Here is a 20,771-nt window from a genome sequence, read left to right on the forward strand (position 1 = left end):
GCTTTTCGTGATATATTATGAAAAAAGAAGTAAAAAGGAGGATACGTTATGGCTGAACAAACGATAGAGATGACGTTCCGCACCGTTTTGTGGCAACAGTTCGGCGCGGCCATCGATATGCTTGAAAATGCCTTGCTGGCCTGCCCTGCCTCGCTGTGGAGAGAGCGCCTCTGGAGCGCACCCTCGGACCACTCTCAGTCTCCGGAAGACGCAGCATTCTGGTCGCTCACCTATCACACTCTCTTCTGGCTCGATTTGTATCTCACCGGCTCACACGAAGGCTTTGCTCCCCCCGCGCCGTTCATAAATGCGCTTGACCCGGCAAGTGTCTTTCCCGAACAGCCCTATACCAAAGATGAGCTCCACGGCTATCTAGTGCATTTGCGTAAGAAGTGCCAAACAACGATTGCTGAGCTAACAGACGAGAAAGCGTATCAACCGTTCACTTTCCCCTGGCCTGGAGGAACGTCCATAAGCTTTTTAGAGCTCCAGTTATATACCATGCGTCACGTCCAGGAGCATGCGGCCCAACTGAGCCTCTTTCTCGGACAGCACGGCACCCCGGACGAGGCGCTTGACTGGGTTGAGCGGGCGCAGGAGGGAGCGGGCCTCTGAGGCGCGCGGATGGTCAATTGGGTCTGAGCGCGACCGATGGTGAGGTGACGCAGAGGAAGGCGGCGCGAGGGGTAGCCCCTCGCGCCACCTTTGCATTCCCAAACACGCGTCGCGAGGCACGGCAGAAGCTAGCAGCAATGGCACAATATCATAAGGAGAAACTAAAAGAACAAAGATTTTCTGCTGGAGGATGCGTATGGCTACATCCTAAAAAGAGGGTGTGCTTCTACTAGAGAAGCACACCCTCTTTTTAGGATGTAGCCATATTATTCAACCGGCTAGTGGCTAGAAGCGTGATTGCTTCTGCCTTTGGCATTACCAGCTTGATCGGTTGTTGGAATACGACGTCTCACGGGGCTGATAACAATCCCGACAATAGACGGGGCGATCATCTCGTGGCTGAAAAGGAACAGTCGCTTCATTTCCACAACTCGCGCAAGTAGCCGTGTACATTTGGCGTGCCTCGCGCTGGTAGCCACCACGTGAGCCTCCATTTGCCTGCTTGCGGGCAGCACGGCACTCGGGGCAACGACTTGGGGCATTCGTCAGTCCACGACTCGCATAAAATTCTTGCTCACCGACAGTGAAGGTAAATTCCTGGTTACAGTCGCGACAATACAGTGTCTGGTCAGTCAAAGGAAACTCTCTTTCTCATTATCCGCTATACGGATCTAATAGTTGAACTTCTGTATTGCGCACCATCACCTCAGTCAGTTTACTTAGAGCAACAAAGCACCATACAGTGTTCGTTTAGTATAACACATTCTTTTCGTTTCTGCTAGAGTTCTCATCCTTTCTGGCAAGAGTTTCCGATTCTCTTTTGCACATCCCTTACCCTTGAGCACCGCAGGCGCGAAGGCTCTCCTGAGAAAGCGGCGCACGGCTACGCGCTCCCTTCGATTTCACACTTGTATCAGGAAAGGCAAACGACTTATCATTAGGAAAGAGATTACCTATATGCTCAGGAAGGAACCATCCATGAAAATATTTTATAATCGTATCGCCGGCCAACAATTGGAACGGCTTGCCGCACTCTCCGATGGCATCTTTGCCGTTGCGATGACCCTGCTCGTTCTCGACCTGCACACTCCTCTGAATAATACCAGCTCCAGGTTTTCTACGCCACCCCTATGGACGAGTGAGGGATTGGGGAGAGAATTGCCCTTATTGCATGCGTTAGTCGATCTTGTGCCACACTTTCTCCCTTATGCCATGAGTTTTCTCACCCTGGGTATTTTCTGGGTTGGCCAGCAAACACAGCTTAATTATTTTGTGACGAGTAATCGCCACCTCACCTGGATCCACCTGGCCTTCTTATTTATTGTCTCGCTCATGCCCTTCTCAACGGGACTCTTAGCCGCATTTATCACCTATCGCGTCGCCCTGGGCATATATTGGCTTCACCTGCTCTTGCTAGGAAGCATCCTGTTCGCCAGCTGGCGCTATGCCCGCCGTGCAGGATTACTGAAAGACGAGGTGACCACCGAAATACGCTCCGCCACCGAGCGACGCATAGTCTTCTACCAGGTACTCTACGCCGTCACCATGCTCTTTAGCATCATCAATACATATATCAGCATTGTGCTACTGATCCTCCTGCAACTCAACTCTGCCATTGCCCCACGGATTGGTCGACTGGATCACATTTGATGATTGTTGTAGGGTTCAAGCCAGCTTGGACTCTACAATTTATTGACTACTCCAGTTAGGACGAGTATTCGCGAACCTTTCACCAGGGCGACCGCACACGCGTCGAAGTGGGTTTCGCTCCCGTCCAGGGCGAGTGATAACTTCAAACCAACAAGTGCTTTTTTAATAGAAAAAACATTGACAAACATTGTACCTTCACCTTATATTTACTATGCTGGTTATAATTGTCTAGTTGCTACAACTACTTTTTTCCCATAAAAGATTAGCAAAACATAATTTACACTACTATTTTTTCCTCCAAAGACCGCATTGTCTCGTAATTCGGCAGAGGGCAGAGTCGCCGTGCTCATTTACAAGATAATTGGAGGAATGTCAATTACGGGTAAGAAACAGTGAGGTACAGCATGCCCGAACAAGAACCGCAACAAGGATGGGCAACAAACTTAGAGACTTTTTTACAAAATCTCGCTGACGAGCAGCGCAGTGGTGTCCTTGATTTACAGCGCAGCAAAGCCGGCGTGAAAGAAAAAGGGCGCGTCATTTTACTCCATGGAGGAATAGTCGAGGCAAGCGTGGGAACACGCACCGGCGAAGAGGCTTTAAACTGGCTGCTTGCATGGGGCCAGTGCAGGTATACATTTGCCCTCACCTCGCCTATGGAAATGGAGGGCATCTTTCCTCAAAGAAGTCAGCCAACCTCAGATCCTATAGTTATACCTCCCCAAGCTCCCATACCTCCCGCCAGCATACGGCCACGATCAAATACCCTCACACCGGGATCCTATACACCAAACATCCCTCCTACACGCACAAATAAAGGGCCATTCGCGCCCAATACGCTGCTCCCTTTCCAGAATGAGTCTGTGCTTAACTCTCCGCCGACCAACACCCCAAAATCGCCAGCCTATAATTCATGGGGGGCTCAGCAGGCGTCTGCCCAACAGGAAACAACGCTTGTTCCCTACCGCCTCCTGCAAGGTCCAGACGCTATCTCGCTCATTGGTCACTATCCCCTGACCCGCTCTCAACGCCACCTCTACTTTTTGCTCGACGGTCAACGCACCATCGTCGATTTAGCGCGCCTGACCGGTAGCTCCATCCTCAGCGTGCGCCAGTTGTTGATAGAGCTAGAACAGATGGGCCTCGTTAGATTTAAAATCACCTATTAAGAAGAGGAAGCAGAAATATGGGATAGTGACGGGGCAATGTCTGCGGCATTGTCCCGCCACTATCCCATAGGTATTACTCTTGCAAGTCGCTTGCCGAATGCGGATAATGAGAGAGAGCCTGACTAGCAAGCAATAACAAGGAGTATAGATATGCCTTCGTCTTCCTCTCAGTCAGCCGAGCCTGTACGCGTCGCCGTCGTTGGTTTCGGCCTGGCTGGCTCTGTCTTTCACGCGCCCCTGATCGCCAGTACGCCTGGTATGCGCCTCACAGCCATAGTCACCAGTAATCCTGATCGCCAGCAGCAGGCCAGGGAAAAGTATCCCCAGGCCCAGATCTACTCCCACGTCCAGGATTTATGGAGCGATGCCAGCGAGTATGACCTGGTCGTTATCGCCACAGCCAATCGCGCCCATGTTCCTCTGGGGCTGGAGGCCCTGCGCGCCGGGCTGAATGTGGTCATCGATAAACCCATGGCTGCCACGGTCGCCGACGCCGAACAGTTGATCGCGACCAGTAAAGAGACAGGCAAGCTGCTTACCGTCTTCCAGAACCGGCGCTGGGATAATGACTTTCTCACTATCCGCAAACTGCTCAAAGCCAATACCCTGGGGCCTGTGACACGCTTTGAATCGCGCTTCGAGCGCTATCGCCTGCAACCCAAAGTTGGCAACTGGAAAGAATCAGCTGATCCGGCGGATGCGGGTGGCCAGCTCTTCGACCTGGGAAGTCACCTCATAGACCAGGCGCTCTTCCTCTTCGGCAAGCCTGAGAGTGTCTATGCCGAGATGTTCAAACGCCGCGAACATGCCCAGGCCGACGATGATAGTTTCGTCGCGCTCCGCTTCTCCACTGGCGTCATCGCCCATCTCTGGGTCAGCCAGGTCGCGCGCCTCTCTGGCCCGCGCTTTCTGGTGCGCGGCCTGCTGGGAACCTTTGAGAAATGGGGCCTTGATCCACAGGAAGACGATTTGAAAGCTGGCAAAACACCCACCAATACGCCTGTATGGGGCCAGGAACCTCGCGAGCGCTGGGGCCATATCGTTAGCGAGATCAACGGTGTAAGCCTCGATGGCCAGGTCGAAAGCGAGCCTGGTAGCTATCCTCTCTTCTACGCCCGCTTGCGCGATGCCTTACGCGAAGGCACACAGCCCCCAGTCAACCCACGCGAGGTCGTAGAAGTGCTACGCGTCATCGAAGCCGCCCAGAAAAGTGCCCACCAGGGCCGCATCATCACCTTATAATAAGGATAACTTTCAGACCCTCCTTGTATGTGGTATTATCAGCGTCTGCGACGCTTCGCAGGGGTAAGGGTGTGTGGTGGAAGTCCGGCTTAGCCGGACTTCCACCACACACCCTTACCCCTGCGAGCCACGAAGTGGCGAGGAGTCCTGAAGAGTTACTAGCAAGGAAAAGAAATAATGACAGAACAAAACTATGAAGCCCTGCTGCGCGAGCTACGCCAGCAGGAAGAGGAACTCCAGTTTACCAGCTTCACGAATGAGACCGCGCTTAAACTTGGCCTGGCCCTCTACGAGGCGGCAAAGCACAAAGGGAAGCCCGTCGCCATCGATATCGTGCGCAACGGTCAGCAACTCTTTCATCTCTCGATGGAGGGAACGGCCAACGATAACAATGAATGGATTCTGCGCAAGAATCGCGTCGTAACGCGCTTCGGTCATAGCTCTTTCTATATCGGGACCTATCTGCGCAGTCAAAGCAAGAGCATCGAGGAGAAGTATCTGATCTCTGAGCGTGAGTATGCCGCGCATGGCGGCTCCTTCCCTTTGATCATCAAACATGTGGGCATTGTCGGCACCATCACCGTCTCCGGGCTGCCCCAGGCCGAGGATCACGAGCTGGTGACCAGCACCATCCGCAGTTTCCTCTCGACGCGCGCCTGATCTGAATGGGTTATCAACAGCGTAGATTGTCCCACTAGAATTGTGATTTTGTAATGAATAATGTAACTACCACTGATCTCCAGGATTGGACTCGCCACTGGCAAGCAGCAGGCCAATCCTGGCGCTACGCGCCTGAAATAGATCCGGCGCGCCAGTCTTATCTCCTGGCACGCCTCGCTATCGAACCCGACATTGCACAGGGCAGCTACCCCTTCGCCAATATCACACTGCAACGTGCCGACATCGAATGGCTCCTGGCATATCATCAGGCTGAGCACAGCAGACTCGACCTGCGCGGAGCAGACCTCCGCAATGCCGATCTGCACAACCTACCTCTCTCTGGCGTCCTGCTCGGTCTCGCCTGGTCCGACTGGCTCCCAGCTAATGACAAACAGCGCGAGATGGCTCGCGTTCACCTGGAGGAGGCAAATCTCTCTGAAGCCCTGCTTGAGCACGCCGCCTGCAATGGGGCCTATCTGCAAGGCGCTAATCTCAAGCAGGCCTTGCTCAACGCCATTGAGCTAGGTGGCGCCATCTTAGAGCAGGCCCAGCTGCAGCAAAGCCAGCTTCGCCAGGCTAATCTGATTGGCGCCCATATGAATGGGGCCAGCCTGGCTGACGCCGACCTGACGCAGGCCTACCTGGTAGGCGCTCACCTGCGCCAGGCCGATATCAGCCACGCCATCCTCGATGGAGCGGACCTGAGTTATGTGCATATGGAGCATGCAGACCTGAGCCATGTTCAGGCCATCGAGACCAACTTTGGCGGGGCCTATATGCACTGCTCCGACCTCCATCGCACTACTCTGACAGCCAGCGATATGGGTGGAGTTAGCCTGGTTGGCGCCAATCTCAGCGGCGCGCACCTGGAATGCGTCTCTCTGAGCGGGCGCTATGTGGCACACCTGGAGGGGGCAGACCTCAAACGCACCCATCTCGAAGGCGCAAACCTCCAAGGAGTACATTGTGAGGCCGCCGACCTGCGCGGGGCTCATCTAGAGCTAGCCAACCTTCAGGGGACGTATTTTGCTGGCGCCAACCTCTGCGAGGCACATCTTGAGGGCGCGCTAATGCATATGACTCACTTCGGACCAGCCACACTCGATGAAGATGACCTGGCTCGCCTCCTACCCTGGCTCTCTGATTTCCCCCAGGATCTCCCTCCGGCCATCCTACGCAACACACTTCTGGAGCTATAAAGAATATAGGTAGTGGCAGCCCTGGCTCACGCAATGAGCCAGGGCTGCCACTACCTATATTCTTTCATTGACTTTTTCCTCTTTAGTGGGTACAATAGGTCACAGAGACCTATCTTTATGATGGGTTACATAGACAGATCTCTAAACAAAATCCTGAAAATTGGGGAAAGGGCTGTGATATGTACGAATTGCTCATTCTGGCCCATCTGCTCTATCAGCCCGCGCATGGCTACCTGATCGCCAAAATTATTAACGACATGATTGGTCCCTATGCCAAGTTCAGCAATGGGCGCCTCTATCCTCTTCTGGCCAGGCTGGAAGAAAATGGCTTGCTTGTAGCAGAAGAGCCAGAAAATGAGCATAGTAACCGCCCTTATCGCTCCTACCGAATCACGGATAAAGGACGGGAGCGCTTTCGCCTCTTAATGCTGGACACAACCTCTAATCCTGGCGAGTACCAGAAGGTTTTTCAGCAAAAGATGCCATTTCTCTCGTTCCTGGCTCCCTCAGAACGCCTCTACCTGATCGATCACTATCTCAATTACTGCCAGGCGCACATCTTGCATCTGCAGAATGAGCGTGAAGATCTGCACCAGCATAGCTCTGGTGATGCGAGCTATGGCTGGAGCCAGCCCTTGCGTGACGATATCTTCGAAGGCGTTGATCATCTCATTGCGCACTGGCAACTTGAGTATACCTGGGCACAACACCTGCGCGAACGAGAACTGGCCCGCACGCACGATGCAACCAACCTACCAGAGCAGACAACGCGCTCATAACCCGGTAATCGCTATAGATACATGCCATAATACCCAAAAAAAGACTTTGACCAATTTTGTTAAGGAGTAACATTTATGTCAGCGGCAGAGAATTCCTCAAGCCCAAATGCGACACCTGGGCGGTGGGAACAATCAACATTCACGCTGCGCAATGGCAAGGTAGCCAATCCCTGGCTCGCCTTGACAGCGCTCATGTTTGGCTTTTTTATGTCCCTTCTGGACGTAACCATCGTCAATATCGCGCTCTCGGACATTGTGACCAAGCTCAATACCGACCTGACGACGGCGACCTGGGTGCTGAACGCCTATAGCCTGGTGTTTGCCGTGCTGCTGGTCAGTATTGGTCGCTTCGCCGATCAGTTTGGGCGTAAATTGACCTTTATGATCGGTATGGTGGTCTTCAGTCTGGGTTCGCTACTCTGCGCGATTGCGCCCTCGATCGAGGTGCTTATCGCGGCACGCGCCTTCCAGGCCATCGGCGCGGCGGCCCTCAATCCAATTAGCCTGGCAATTATTATCTCCATCTTCCCGCCCCAGAAGCGTGGTGCAGCTATTGGTGTATGGGGTGCCTCGTCGGGTATCGCCTCAGCCATCGGCCCGGTCCTAGGCGGCTTCCTGGTACAGAACTTTGATTGGCGCGCCATCTTCTATGTCAATCTTCCGTTCTGTATTATCGGCCTGATCATGGTCGCGCTCTTCGTACCTGAGACGCGCCAGCCAAGTGCGAGCAAGGGCATCGATCTCCCCGGTCTGCTGACCCTGAGCATCTCCATGTTCTGCCTGGTCCTGGCGATTATGCAGGGCAACACCTGGGGTTGGAACTCGCCCACGATTCTGGGCCTCTTCGCCGCAATGATCGTCTGCCTGGCCCTCTTCGTCTTCATTGAGGCAAGGCAGAAGGACCCGATTGTCGACTTCAGCCTCTTCAAGATTCGCAGCTTTACCGCCTCGAACATTTCGATGTTCCTCTTCGGTATCGCCATCCAGGGCGCATTCCTGATGACCGTGCTCTACTACATCAACGCCCAGGGCTATGATCAGCTCAATGCGGCCTATGCCATCCTGCCCATTCCTCTGACCGCCTTTGTCGTCTCGGCGCTCTCAGGCGCCTTCAGTCGCTTCCTCAATCCCCGTATCATGGGTACAATAGGCCTGGCGGTACTGGCAATCGGCTTTACGCTTACCTTCTTCACCAGTGTGGATACCTCCTACCCTGATATGGCCTGGCGCCTGGCGATCCTGGGCATAGGCATGGGCCTCTGCTTTCAGAATTTCCCCGCCTTCGCTCTCTCAGATCTTCCACGCGCCAAGCTAGGTGTGGGCAGTGGTATCTTCAATACCTTCCGCCAGATCGGCTTCGCGCTGGGTATCGCCATCCTGATCGCCGTCTTCACTAATCAGATCACATCCAACATTAACCAGGCGCAACAGAACTCCATTCAGATTGTGAACCAGGATAACAAGCTCCCTCCACAGTTGCGCGACGGTATCGTCACAGGTCTGAAGAAGAGCACCGCCAGCAGTACCGCCTCTGGCGAGGCTGCGGCCTCCTCGCCGGCTAATCAAAACTCATTCGACCTGACAAAGCTGGCCGACCAGATTCCCGGTCCCGCAGGCCAGGCCCTCAAGCCTGAACTGAAGTCGCTCAACGACAGCATTGCCCGCGAGTTCAAGGCAGGCGCGATCGATACCTTCCGCCTGACCTGGCTCATCTCCGCCATCTTTGCCGCCATCGGAACCATCGTCTCGCTCCTGACCGCCATCGAGCGCCGTAAACCCTCCGAGGTCACCGACGGCGAGCCACCCGTCGTCATGGCCGCCCACTAACCCTAAAGCTTTGTAGAGGCCATGGTCGAGTAGCCGCGTACGCCAGTAGCGGGCCCGCTACTGGCGTACGCGGCTACTTGTGTTGTTCCACGTAGCTTCTTGCCAGCTCATAGATCTGTTCGCGCAGCTCCAGTGGCTCCAGGATCTCCACGCGTGGACCGAAGCTGAGCACATAACCACAGGCATCCTCGCGCATCTCAAAATGCAGCAGCAATTCCAGGCATCCCTGCTCATCGGCCTCGCCCGTCTGCTCAATCTTCATGGCCCGGCTGGCATGATACAGCCCGTGGACTAACTCCTCTGGCACACGCACACGCACAGTATAGCGCGGCAGATTAGCTTTAAAGGAGCGCATTGATTGTCGCCAGTAGCTCGCCAGGTCGAAATCAATGGGGCGCTGGCATGGCTCCTCCAGCAGCTCGGCACGGGCGATACGTGAGACACGATAGCTACGCAACTGCTCATCAACGGCGGCGATGAGGTACCAGATATTCCCCTTGGCGACCAGCCCCAGCGGATCAAGCACACGCTCAACTACCTCTTCATTGCGCAGATAACCAATACGCAGCCGCCGCTCCTGCCAGACTGCAGCCTGCACGACCGCGAGATGCGGCAGGCTCTCGCCCTCGCTCGTATTCCACCCGGCGGTATCCACATAAATGCGCTGGCGCGCATACTCCGCATCACGCCTCTGCGCGGAGGGTACGGCCGCCAGCAGCTTGATCAAAGCCGCCTCCGAGGCCTTCCGCAACCCCAGATCATTTAACAGACGGTCAGGCTTAATAAAGAAGAGTGCCTGGATCTCGGCCTCGTTCAAGCCCGTCAGATTAGTGCGATACTCCTCCAGCAGCCCCCAGCCACCTCCATTGCCGCGCTCCGCCACCACGGGAATACCCGCCACACCCAGCGCCTCCATATCGCGATGAATCGTCCGCTCCGAAACCTCCAGGCGCCGCGCCAGCTCCCGCGAGGTCAAACGGCTGTGCACCTGCAAGAGCAACAAAATAGAAAGCAAGCGATCAGCACGCATAGCTTCTCATCCCTCCTTCCCATACATTCATATTCTTGCTCTCTATTGTACCAGAGAAATATGCCAGCCTATGTCTTATTTGAGATCATAAACATTCTGGCGCCCCTATAGATATAAGACGCACCCTTCAGAATCACTACTTTTTTCTCTTGCATGAGCATGGGGAGCAAGCAACCGTCCCTTCACTTCATATGTATCTCTGGCCACATTGCCCCCTTCCTGACAGAAGATGTCAGGTTACCCCTTATATACTTCTCACTGTTGCTGTGGTTCTCACAACCATGCGCTTCCCCTAATCCTACGCTATCATCTTACGCTTAGCTATACACCTGACAATATAGACCCTGGGGACGCGTTGTCTCCGCCAGGACACTAAGGAGGTAGCCCGACATATGCACGACGTTCAACAATTAGATACTGATATGAAGTTGGAAGGTATGCCCAGAGACAAAGATTCAAGACAATATAAAGAACAGGCTGGAGGAGTACAGCTCCACCCCCATATCGAGATGCTTATGGGTTTGAATCCCGATCTCAAGGGAGAGGCCAGTCAGAAACGCCAGGCTTATGTGGAGGAGAGCCTGGAGGTACATGTTGAACCGGAGCAGATCTTCGTACGGGGTGCGCAACAGCACAATCTCAAGAACATTGATGTGGCAATTCCGCGCAACAAGTTCGTCGTGCTGACAGGTGTAAGCGGGAGCGGTAAGTCTTCGCTGGCCTTCGATACTATTTACGCCGAGGGGCAGCGCCGCTATGTGGAGAGCCTTTCGCCCTTTGTACGCCACTACCTGGATAAGGTCGAGAAGCCGAAAGTCGACTTCATCTATGGTCTCAGTCCAGCCGTGGCTATCGAACAGAAGACCGTGAGCAAGAATCCACGCTCAAACGTTGGAACCATTACCGAGGTCATTAACTACCTGCGCCTACTCTACTCACGCATCGGCATCGCACACTGTACGAAGTGCGGCACGGTCATACAGAGGTCACACCTGCCCAATGAGATCGCGCGCCGCATCGCCGCGCTCCCAGCTGGGACACCCTTTCGCCTGCTCGCTCCTCTAGGCCAGGACAGCCACAACATCCTCATTCAGCAAGCCATACGTGATGGCTATACACACGCCCGCGTCGATGGCGCACCCGAGGTCGCGCTCGTCGATATCCGTCTTGGGGAGCATGAGTCACATACCATCGAGCTGCTGATCATACGCGAGAGCGTTCCCGCTTCCCGGGATAATGCCTGGCATGAGCGTTTGCTGGCAACCGTCAAGCGCGCGATGCAACTGGGTGGAGGTTCGCTGGTCGTTGACCTCTATCATGGCAATGAGGCGATCTTGAGCGAGCAGCGGCGCTGTGGTCACTGCGGCACATCCTTCCCCGAACTGCTCTCCTCGCACTTTAGCCCTAACTCGCCCTTTGGCATGTGCCAGGCCTGCAATGGCCTGGGGACAAGCCTGGAGGTTGATCCCACCTTGCTGATTGAAGACCCCAATCTCTCGTTGCTGGATGGTGCGCTGCGCTGGTTCGGCAACGTGCGCAAGAAGGGTGTTAACTATACGACCTCCGCCTTGATGTCGCTAGCGGAGCACTATCAGATCGATCTAGAGCTTCCCTGGCGAGAGCTGCCTCAGCACTTTCGCGATGTGCTCATCTATGGATCGGGCGATGAGGAGATCGAGTTCAATCTCTCCTTCTCGCAGGCTAATAACAATGGAAGCTGGACCCATAACCGCGTTGAGAGTTATCCCGGCATCATTGAGGAACTCAATCGCCGCTTCCATCAGACCAGCTCGGAAAACATGAAGAACTGGTATACCAGCTATATGAGCCAGCAGGCCTGCCCAGCCTGCCAGGGAACACGCCTCTCACCCGAAGTGCGAAACGTCACCCTCGCCGGGCGCAACATCAGCGAGATCGGCGAGATGACCATCGACCAACTGCTCTCCTGGCTCAACGAACTCTATGAGACCCTCGACGAAGAGCCGCTACTGATCGCGAGCGAGATCCTTAAGGAGACGCGCCAGCGTATTCAGTTTATGCTCAACGTAGGCCTGCACTACCTGACCCTCAACCGATCCGCGCCCACGCTCTCCGGCGGCGAGGGACAACGTATTCGCCTGGCGAGCCAATTGAGCTGTGGCCTGGTCGGCGTCCTCTATGTTCTGGATGAGCCATCCATCGGACTCCACGCCCGCGACCAGCACACCCTGCTCAACACCCTGCTCCAGCTACGCGACATGGGCAACACCGTCCTGGTTGTCGAACACGACGAGGAGACCATGCGTAGCGCGGACTGGCTGATCGACATGGGTCCCGGCGCCGGTATCCTGGGCGGCGAGGTCGTGGTAGCCGATATTCCTGAACGCGTCGCCGCTCACGAGACCTCGCTCACCGGGCACTACCTGAGCAACCGGCTACGTATCACCTCGCCTCGTGGAAAGAACAGGCGCGCTCCCGCACAGGGCTGGCTTATGATCAAGAACACCACTTTGCATAACCTGAAGCACGTGGATGGACGTTTTCCGCTTGGCCTGCTGACCTGTGTGACAGGTGTGAGCGGCAGTGGCAAGAGTAGCCTGGTCAATGGCACGATCTATCCTGCGCTGATGCAGGCGCTACACAATACACAGGAGCCTGCGGGGCCGTTTGACACACTGGAGGGCATCGAGCGCCTGAACAAGGTCATCAACATTACGCAGGAGCCTATCGGGCGCACGCCGCGCTCTAATCCCGCCACCTATGTTGGCATCTTCGACGATATTCGCGCCCTCTTCGCCAGGACCGAGTTGGCGCGAGAACGCGGCTACAAGGCCGACCGCTTCAGCTTCAATGTCGAGGGTGGGCGTTGCGAGAGCTGCAAGGGTCATGGACAGCATGTGGTGGAGATGCACTTCCTGGCCGATGTCTGGGTGCCCTGCCAAGAGTGCAATGGAAAACGCTTCAACAGCGAGACGCTGGCGGTGAGTTACCAGGGCAAGAACATTCACGAGGTCCTTAACCTGGACGTTCGGGAGGCACTGGCCTTCTTCGCCAATGTTCCCAAGATCGCGCGTGTACTCCAGACGCTGCACGATGTGGGCCTGGACTACATCAAACTGGGCCAGAGCGCCACGACCTTCAGTGGCGGCGAGGCCCAGCGCATCAAACTCGCCAAAGAGCTCAGCCGCGTCTCCACTGGGCGCACACTCTATATCCTGGACGAGCCCACCACTGGCCTGCACTTCGCCGATGTACAGCGCCTGCTCGATGTACTGCATCGCCTGGTCGAGCTCGGTAACACCATCATCGTCATTGAGCACAACATCGGTATCATCAGGAATGCCGACTGGCTCATCGACATGGGTCCCGAAGGTGGTCACAACGGCGGCTACATCATCGCCGAAGGCACCCCCGAACAGGTCGCCCAGGTAACAGCAAGCCACACTGGACACTTCCTGTAATAATCACGGGGCATAAATACAATGGCCAAAAGAACAGGCTCTCCTGTTCTTTCAGCCATGGCAATGTATATGCAAAACGCGATATAATGTCACCAGTTGATCGCGTTCTTCGTGAAGAAGGTGGACGTTTAGGGTAGGTGTGAGGTCGAGGGGGTCGCTAGCGCTGGCCCCTCGACCTCACACCTACCCTGACTCGACATGCACTTTCGCTTCGCGAAGAAGTGTTGATAAGCTGTGTTTCCGTTTAAAAAGACACATGGATAGAGAACAAAGGAGTAATGTTATGGCATTTCAGCTTCCACCTCTCCCTTACGATTACCAGGCTCTGGAGCCATACATCGATACCCAGACGATGCAGATTCACCATGATAAGCATCATGCCACCTACGTCAGCAACCTGAACGCGGCCCTCGAAGGGCACGAGTTCGCCAGCCTGGCCGTTGAGCAGGTTCTCGCCCGCCTCAACGAGGTTCCCGAGGCCAAGCGCACCGCCGTCCGTAACAACGGTGGCGGTCACGCGAACCACACCCTCTTCTGGGAAACCATGACCCCTGGTGGCAGCAAGGAGCCTACTGGTGCCCTGGCACAGGCCATCACCAGCACCTTTGGTTCATTTGATGCCTTCAAGGCGGCTTTTAATGATGCCGGTGCCAAACGCTTCGGCTCTGGCTGGGCCTGGCTCGTGCTGAACAAGAATGGTCAGCTCGAAGTTACCAGCACCCCCAACCAGGATAGCCCCCTTCTGGACGGCAACGTTCCCCTGCTCGGCAACGACGTGTGGGAGCATGCCTATTACCTGAAGTACCAGAACCGCCGCCCCGAGTATCTGAGCGCGTGGTGGAACGTGGTCAACTGGGATATCGTTGGTCGCCGCTTCGAGCAGGCAACCAATCGCTAGATTTAAGATCCAGTGAAGCAAAAAAAGAGGTTGGGCAAAAGCCCAACCTCTTTTTTTGCTTCACTGGATTCGATTACAGTATCTTAAAGTGATGGCAAATATGCCTATTTGCCATCCGTTCGGACGGCCAGCCGTCCAGGGCAAACTGCGGTGCCCCCTACTCCTCGCCGCACTTGCAAACGGTCGGAGCTACTTCTTCTCAGGCTCAGCTCGCTACAACAGGCTTCACTTCAAGAGAAGTGGCTTGCGAGATGACATGAGCAGAAGAGAGAGTGATGGAACACTTCTCTCGATGTTGGGAGAAGTTTCTATATCAACGCGTACTATACAACAGAAGACCCATATATGTCAAGAGGACGTTTGACAGTGTCTGTCATCCTTTGACATCATTTCTTAGAAATGTTTGTTACACCCCCAAGTCGTAGAGCTGCTCATATTGCAGGTTGAGGTCGTTGGTGGCTTGCCAGAGGGCGGCGAGGGCTTTACGGATATTGCTGTTGGCGCAGGGGGGGAGGTCGTCCCGGCTGGCGAGCTGCTTGAGGGTTTCGTAGGCGCCGAGAAGTTCTTGCTCCGCCGGGCTGAGGGGCTGCCCCAGCAGGTCTTCAGATGCTGTGGATGTGGTCATACTTCTTCTCCTCTGCTGCTAACAGTTAGCTGTACTGTGCGACGGGACGACTATCGATAAGACGCCGGGCCTTGAGTTCAAAGTGGGGGAGCTGGCCGTACTCCATGCGCTCCAGGTTGAAGCGTAGCCCCTCGTGGGCATTGGAGAGATCACGCGCCAGGCTCGGCTGCAAGCTCTCCCACTCGCCCTCGCGCCCAGGCTTGATCTCCAGCCTGATGGTGATCTCGTCCTGGATCTCGTCCTTGCGCCAGATATAGATCTGGAACTCGTCGATGGCGTCGTATTCACGTACAATCGATTCTACGGCGCGGGGATAGACGTTGGTGCCGCGAATAAGCTTCATATCATCCCAACGCCCGCGAATGCCGCCCTCGTAGATGTCATAGGTACGCCCACAGCCACAGAGGCTGGCAGGCACCTTCATCACCATGTCTTTGGTACGGTAGCGAATGGCGGGAATGAAGCCGCGCCCAAAGGAGGTGACGACACGCTCGCCCAGTTCACCATAGCCTACAGGCTCGCCCGTATGGGGATCAAGCACCTCTTCGATGAAATGATCCTCAATGATATGCGTCCCGCCAGGCTGGTGCGCGCACTCAAAGATCATGATGGTTCCCACCTCAGTCATACCCGCCGTATCGCCGCATTTCGCGCCCCAGGCTGTCTCCAACTGCTGCTTAACCGCTGGAATTGAGCCTGCGGGTTCGCCGGAGAGGATCAGTTTGTCGACCTTGCTCTCGTGGGCGAGATCGATGCCCATCTCGCTGGCCTTCTGCCACATGTGCAGGGCATAGGTCGGCGTGGAACAGACGGTGGTAGCCCCCATCTCAACGATCTGCTTGATACGCGCCTCTGTCGTCTGCGCGCCTCCCGGAATGACTAGCGCGCCGATCTTCTCACAAGCATAGTGTGCGCCCCAGAAGCCGATAAAAGAGCCATAACCAAAGGCGAAATACACCGTATCCTCTGGGCGCACACCGAAGCCCCACAGGCCATAACACCACATCTCGCCGATCCAGTCCCAGTCCTTCATACTATCTAGCACGCGTAGTGGCACACGGCCCGAGGTGCCAGAGGTCAGGTGATAGCGAATGGCATTGCGCTGCTCGCTCGCCAGCATATCGCCGAAGAGGGGCCGTTCAACCTGCGAGGCCATCCACTCCTCGCGCGTCATCATGGGGATGCGTCGGACGTCATCGAGCGTCTTAAGCTGTTCGGGATGAAAGTTCGCGGCCTCGAAGCGACGTTTGTGAAAGGGAGCCTTGGTGTAGGCCCACTCACAGAGGCGGCGCAGCTTTACAAGCTGGAGCGCCTGCAGCTCCTCGCGTGGGCGAGTCTCGTTCTTGGGATTCCAGTAGTCCGCGTAGGCCATGTAGATGTCCCTCCTTTTGCCCGAGAGAGCGAAATACCAGGAGCACCCTCCCGGATGACGGCTAACGTTCGCGTCCAACCAGGTCGCGGGCGATAATCACGCGCTGAATATGGCTGGTTCCCTCATAGATTTGTAGACCCTTGATATCGCGGTAGTGCCGTTCAACGGGGTATTCATTGGAGTAGCCACGATTGCCATGCAGGAGCACGGCCTCAGAGGCGGCGCGCATTGCGGCCTCGGTGGCGAAGAGCTTGGCGATGGAGGTCGCGCGCGTCGCGGGCAGACCACAGTCCTTGGTCCAGGCCGCGCGGTAGGTTAGCAGGCGGGCCGCGTCGACATCCGCCGCCATGTCGGCCAGTGTCCCCTGAAGCATCTGGAAGTCGGCCAATCGTTGCCCAAACTGGCGACGCTGCCTGGTATAATCGACGCAGGCATCAAGGCAGGCCTGAGCAATACCGACCGCGCCCGAAGCCACCCCTATGCGTCCACACTCCAGGGCCGACATAGCGATGGCGAAGCCTTGACCGGGTTCACCCAGCAGCGCCAACCTGGGGATGCGGCACTCCTTAAAGGTGATGCGAGCGTGTTCAGAGGCACGGTGACCTAGCTCTTTGTTTGGCATGGGATCACGCTGGCAACCTGGGGGATTACCCTCCAATAGAAAGGCGCAGATGCCCTTGTGGCGCAGTCCGCGATCCAGCGTGGCAAAGACAATCGTGGTGGTGGCGCTCAGACCATTAGTGATCCAGATCTTCTCACCATCAAGGATATAGCTATCCCCCGCCTCATGTGCCGTGGTCTCCATGCTCGCGGCATCTGACCCGGCGTTGACCTCGGTCAGGGCATAGCAGCCAATCGACTCACCACTGGCGAGGCGTGGCAGGATGTGCCGCTTCTGCTCTTCGCTGCCCCAGTTCTGAATACAGAGCGCGACCAATCCGGCATGGACCGTCAGAAAGCCGCGCACTGAGGCGTCCACACGCCCCAGTTCTTCACAGAGAAGGGCGTAGCTCACAAAATCCAGGCCCGCGCCGCCATACTCCCGCCCCACCGGTCCCGCCAGAAAACCCAGTTCCCCCATGCGTTTTACAAGGTGCATAGGAAACTCGCCCGTCTCATCGGCGGCCCGTGCCAGGGGTGCCACCTCTTCCTGGGCGAAGCGACGTGCCGCCTCTTGTACCCGCTGCTGCTCCTGATTTAATGCAAAATCCATGATCGGTGCTCCTTTGGACGTTACTTGCGTACGCGGCTACTGATGATGCTATGCTTCAAGGACAGCGATACCTTCAATCTCGATCAGGGCTTCGTCTTGAAAGAAGCGCGAGATTTCTAGCAGGGCGGTCGCGGGATAGTAGCGGCCAAAGAAGGAGCGATGGACCCGGCCCAGGGCCTTGAGGTGCAGACGGTAGAGATCGCGGTCGCGCACGAAAATAGTCATCTTTACAATCTGCTGCATACTTCCACCCGCTGACTCCACCACTGTCTTGAGGTTGCGCAAGACCTGCTCATACTGGGCCACAATATCGCCTGGAGCGACGATCTGACCCTCTGGATCGCTGGCCGTTTGCCCGGCCAGAAAGAGGAGCTTCCCACCCGAGGAGATGACGCCATGACTAAACCCGCTTGGCTGCGCCAGCTCAGGCGGATTCACAAGCTCTTTGAGCATAGAGGCCTCTCTGACTCTAATTCACAACGTTGGTTAATGAATGTATTATAACTTCCTTTTATGCACTGCTTCAAGTGATGCTTTTTAATACAGGGCTTTTCAGTTCTTGCCTCGGCTCGCTACGCTCGCCTCATGGGATGTATGGGTGGAAAGCGGGCAAGGCCCGCTTTCCACCCATACACCCTTCCCACAAGTGCCGCAGGCGCGAAGATTCTGTTACAATAACACATGGAAAAACTATCGCTCTCAATGAGTACATAGACATAAGACAGGATGGCGCGCCCATTGACTAAAAAACGTGAACAGAGAGAACTTACTGTTGCAGGAGGTCGCCTCGGCCTGCGAGCTGACTGTGAGCGCTGCTTCGCGCTATGCTGTGTCGCACCTGCCTTCTCGGCCTCGGTAGATTTCGCGATCAATAAAAACGCGGGGCAGGCCTGTCCCAATCTGCAGGCGAACTTTCGCTGCGGCATCCATACGCGCCTCAGACAGCAGGGCTTCCGGGGCTGCACCGTCTATGACTGCTTCGGCGCCGGGCAAAAGGTCTCCCAGGTTACCTTCGGTGGCCAGGACTGGCGACAGGCTCCACAAAACGCCCGGCAGATGTTCGCAGTCTTCCCAGTCATGCGAGACCTGCATGAGCTACTCTGGTATCTGAGTGAAGCTCTGACGCTGCAACTAGCCCGCCCGCTCCACCAGGAACTTAGCCTCGCGCTGGAAGAAACCGAACGCCTCACACACAACAGCCCTGATGCCCTTATAAGTCTGGACATGGCGGCCCATCGGCAAGAGATCAATAACCTGCTGCTACGCGCGAGCGAACTGGTGCGGGCCGAATTCAAGCATAAGAAGAAAGAACTCAGAGGAGCTGGCCTGATCGGAGCCAAACTTAGAGGCGCCGATCTCAGGGGCGCCAACTTGCGCGGAGCATATCTTATTGGGGCTGACCTCAGAGACGCCGACCTGCGCCTGGCAGACCTGATCGGGGCCGATTTCAGAGACGCTGATCTCAGGGGAGCCAATCTCACTGAGAGCCTCTTTCTCATTCAGTCTCAACTCGACTCAGCCAGGGGCAACAGCGAAACAAAGTTGCCGCCATCCCTCACACACCCAACACATTGGCAAACCTTAAAAACTACACACATATAGTTTGACCCTTGAGCACCAGAGGCGCAAAAGCAAACTTTGTGAAACCTTGTGAAAGGCTAGTATTTGCTTGACAGTATCATGAGCATGATGCTACTCTAAGCTCACAGAAAAATTCACTACAGACAGAGACTACAATGATTGCACACTATTGACGCTGACACGCGCTAGCCAACACATCTTCTAGCATTCTCCTCCAGGCAGATAGAGCATATTTCGCAATCTGTCGCATATTTTATCGTGTCTTTTACTTCTTCAAAGTCTACCTCCCTCGTGGACCACCCATTCTCACCTCTATCAACACCCCCATTAACAATTCACATTAACAATTTCCACCAATTAATTGACTACAAGAAAGGTAGAATATATTACAATGCAACAACTTCATATCGCCCTGCTTCAGATGACTTCATGTGACAAGGACCAGGCAGCCAATCTTGTGAAAGGTGAGCTATTTTGTCGCCGGGCACAAGCCATGGGTGCAGACATCGCGCTCTTCCCCGAGATGTGGAATGTAGGCTATTCATCCGCCCAACCTCTTCCTGAGGGGTCCGACACCCCTGAAGATGATCTGTGGAAAGCACCAGAGAAATGGCAGAACCATGAAGAGTTGGCCGCTCGTGGCATGCCCGACCCGGACATCGTCTGGCAGGGGCAGGCCATTGCTCGCGATAGCTCCTTTATTCGCCACTTTCAACAGCTCGCGCGTGAACTCCAGATGGCTATTGCCCTTACCTACCTGGAGACCTGGCCTGGCGCACCACGCAACAGCGTCTCCTTAATCGATCGCCATGGCGAGATCGTTCTGACCTATGCCAAAATGCATACCTGTGCCTTTAGCTGGAGCGAAGCAGCCCTGACACCCGGCAATACCGTTGAAGTCTGCTCGCTGGACACAGCTCAAGGCCCCATTCAAGTGGGAGCCATGATCTGCTATGATCGCGAATTCCCTGAGACCGCACGCCTGCTTATGCTACAAGGGGCCGAGATTATCCTGGTACCCAACGCCTGTGAACTGGAGATTAACCGGCTGACACAATTTCGCACTCGGGCCTACGAAAATATGGTTGGTGTCGCAATGGCTAACTATGCCGCGCCCCAGCAGAACGGCCACTCGATCGCCTTCGATGGGATCGCTTATAGCTCACAGGGATCGCGGGATATGCTCTTGATCGAGGCTGGTGAGGGCGAAGGCATCTACATAGCAAGTTTTGACCTGGAAGCCCTGCGCGACTTCCGCCTACGCGAGGCCCTGGGCAATACCTTCCGTCGCCCTCACCTCTATGGCGCTCTCGCTGAGACAAAAACTCAATATCCATTCATTCGCGTCAATGCCCAGGGCAAACACTTCAAAGAGTAACGCATAATATAAAGGGGTATTGGTGGTTTATGTACGCAAACCACCAATACCCCTTTATATCCGATCACCACAGGTACAAAGAGACAGTGTGAG

Annotated in this window: 18 protein-coding genes; 12 read left to right on the top strand and 6 right to left on the bottom strand. The window is 55.4% G+C overall.

The window, feature by feature from the left end; translation table 11 throughout:
* Nucleotides 1-48 precede the first annotated feature (48 nt).
* Nucleotides 49-615, top strand: coding sequence for a DinB family protein (locus tag KTE_RS41370; protein WP_201392415.1), 567 nt, complete (start codon nucleotides 49-51; stop codon nucleotides 613-615).
* 315 nt (nucleotides 616-930) lie between these two features.
* Here the strand turns inward: KTE_RS41370 and KTE_RS41375 are convergent, their stop codons facing one another.
* Entirely contained in the window at nucleotides 931-1,251 is a 321-nt protein-coding gene (locus tag KTE_RS41375) for a zinc-ribbon domain containing protein (protein ID WP_201375075.1), read from the bottom strand.
* Nucleotides 1,252-1,593: 342 nt separating this feature from the next.
* On the opposite strand from KTE_RS41375, the gene KTE_RS41380 reads away from it, so the two are divergent.
* From KTE_RS41380 to KTE_RS41410, 7 genes are all read left to right on the top strand, one after another.
* Nucleotides 1,594-2,265: a TMEM175 family protein gene (locus tag KTE_RS41380; RefSeq protein ID WP_201392417.1), complete on the top strand. Its 672-nt coding sequence runs from the start codon at nucleotides 1,594-1,596 to the stop codon at nucleotides 2,263-2,265.
* A 404-nt stretch (nucleotides 2,266-2,669) separates the two neighbouring features.
* Complete coding sequence (locus KTE_RS41385) at nucleotides 2,670-3,434, top strand: DUF4388 domain-containing protein (RefSeq protein WP_201392419.1); 765 nt, start codon at nucleotides 2,670-2,672, stop codon at nucleotides 3,432-3,434.
* Between the two features lie 150 nt (nucleotides 3,435-3,584).
* Nucleotides 3,585-4,676 (top strand): Gfo/Idh/MocA family oxidoreductase, encoded by a 1,092-nt coding sequence (locus KTE_RS41390; protein WP_201392421.1) that lies wholly within the window; start codon nucleotides 3,585-3,587, stop codon nucleotides 4,674-4,676.
* Between the two features lie 177 nt (nucleotides 4,677-4,853).
* Entirely contained in the window at nucleotides 4,854-5,336 is a 483-nt protein-coding gene (locus KTE_RS41395; RefSeq protein WP_201392423.1) for a heme-degrading domain-containing protein, read from the top strand.
* A 53-nt stretch (nucleotides 5,337-5,389) separates the two neighbouring features.
* Complete coding sequence (locus tag KTE_RS41400; protein WP_201392425.1) at nucleotides 5,390-6,535, top strand: pentapeptide repeat-containing protein; 1,146 nt, start codon at nucleotides 5,390-5,392, stop codon at nucleotides 6,533-6,535.
* A 179-nt stretch (nucleotides 6,536-6,714) separates the two neighbouring features.
* Nucleotides 6,715-7,314, top strand: a complete 600-nt coding sequence (locus KTE_RS41405) for a PadR family transcriptional regulator (protein ID WP_201392427.1) — start codon at nucleotides 6,715-6,717, stop codon at nucleotides 7,312-7,314.
* A gap of 75 nt (nucleotides 7,315-7,389) precedes the next feature.
* Nucleotides 7,390-9,141, top strand: a complete 1,752-nt coding sequence (locus KTE_RS41410; RefSeq protein ID WP_201392429.1) for a DHA2 family efflux MFS transporter permease subunit — start codon at nucleotides 7,390-7,392, stop codon at nucleotides 9,139-9,141.
* A 73-nt stretch (nucleotides 9,142-9,214) separates the two neighbouring features.
* On the opposite strand, the gene KTE_RS41415 is transcribed toward KTE_RS41410, so the two are convergent.
* Entirely contained in the window at nucleotides 9,215-10,171 is a 957-nt protein-coding gene (locus KTE_RS41415) for a YafY family protein (protein WP_201392431.1), read from the bottom strand.
* Nucleotides 10,172-10,563: 392 nt separating this feature from the next.
* On the opposite strand from KTE_RS41415, the gene uvrA reads away from it, so the two are divergent.
* Together uvrA and KTE_RS41425 are read left to right on the top strand one after the other, a co-directional pair.
* Nucleotides 10,564-13,611 carry an excinuclease ABC subunit UvrA gene (gene uvrA / locus KTE_RS41420; RefSeq protein ID WP_201392433.1) on the top strand — a complete coding sequence of 1,016 codons (3,048 nt, stop codon included), beginning with the start codon at nucleotides 10,564-10,566 and terminating at the stop codon, nucleotides 13,609-13,611.
* A 283-nt stretch (nucleotides 13,612-13,894) separates the two neighbouring features.
* A complete protein-coding gene (locus KTE_RS41425) occupies nucleotides 13,895-14,509 on the top strand; it encodes a superoxide dismutase (RefSeq protein ID WP_201392435.1) in 615 nt (204 codons plus the stop codon).
* A 406-nt stretch (nucleotides 14,510-14,915) separates the two neighbouring features.
* Here KTE_RS41425 and KTE_RS41430 read toward each other — a convergent pair whose 3' ends face one another.
* From KTE_RS41430 to KTE_RS41445, 4 genes are all read right to left on the bottom strand, one after another.
* Nucleotides 14,916-15,134 carry a hypothetical protein gene (locus KTE_RS41430; RefSeq protein WP_201392488.1) on the bottom strand — a complete coding sequence of 73 codons (219 nt, stop codon included), beginning with the start codon at nucleotides 15,132-15,134 and terminating at the stop codon, nucleotides 14,916-14,918.
* 25 nt (nucleotides 15,135-15,159) lie between these two features.
* Entirely contained in the window at nucleotides 15,160-16,506 is a 1,347-nt protein-coding gene (locus KTE_RS41435; RefSeq protein WP_201392490.1) for a phenylacetate--CoA ligase family protein, read from the bottom strand.
* A 61-nt stretch (nucleotides 16,507-16,567) separates the two neighbouring features.
* Complete coding sequence (locus tag KTE_RS41440; RefSeq protein ID WP_201392492.1) at nucleotides 16,568-17,719, bottom strand: acyl-CoA dehydrogenase family protein; 1,152 nt, start codon at nucleotides 17,717-17,719, stop codon at nucleotides 16,568-16,570.
* Between the two features lie 48 nt (nucleotides 17,720-17,767).
* Entirely contained in the window at nucleotides 17,768-18,172 is a 405-nt protein-coding gene (locus tag KTE_RS41445) for a RidA family protein (RefSeq protein ID WP_201392495.1), read from the bottom strand.
* Between the two features lie 273 nt (nucleotides 18,173-18,445).
* On the opposite strand from KTE_RS41445, the gene KTE_RS41450 reads away from it, so the two are divergent.
* Entirely contained in the window at nucleotides 18,446-19,321 is an 876-nt protein-coding gene (locus KTE_RS41450; RefSeq protein WP_201392497.1) for a pentapeptide repeat-containing protein, read from the top strand.
* A 370-nt stretch (nucleotides 19,322-19,691) separates the two neighbouring features.
* Nucleotides 19,692-20,678 carry a carbon-nitrogen hydrolase family protein gene (locus tag KTE_RS41455; RefSeq protein WP_201392499.1) on the top strand — a complete coding sequence of 329 codons (987 nt, stop codon included), beginning with the start codon at nucleotides 19,692-19,694 and terminating at the stop codon, nucleotides 20,676-20,678.
* Nucleotides 20,679-20,771 lie beyond the last annotated feature (93 nt).

This window comes from Ktedonobacter sp. SOSP1-85 (assembly GCF_016587415.1).
Classification (GTDB): Bacteria; Chloroflexota; Ktedonobacteria; order Ktedonobacterales; family Ktedonobacteraceae; genus Ktedonobacter.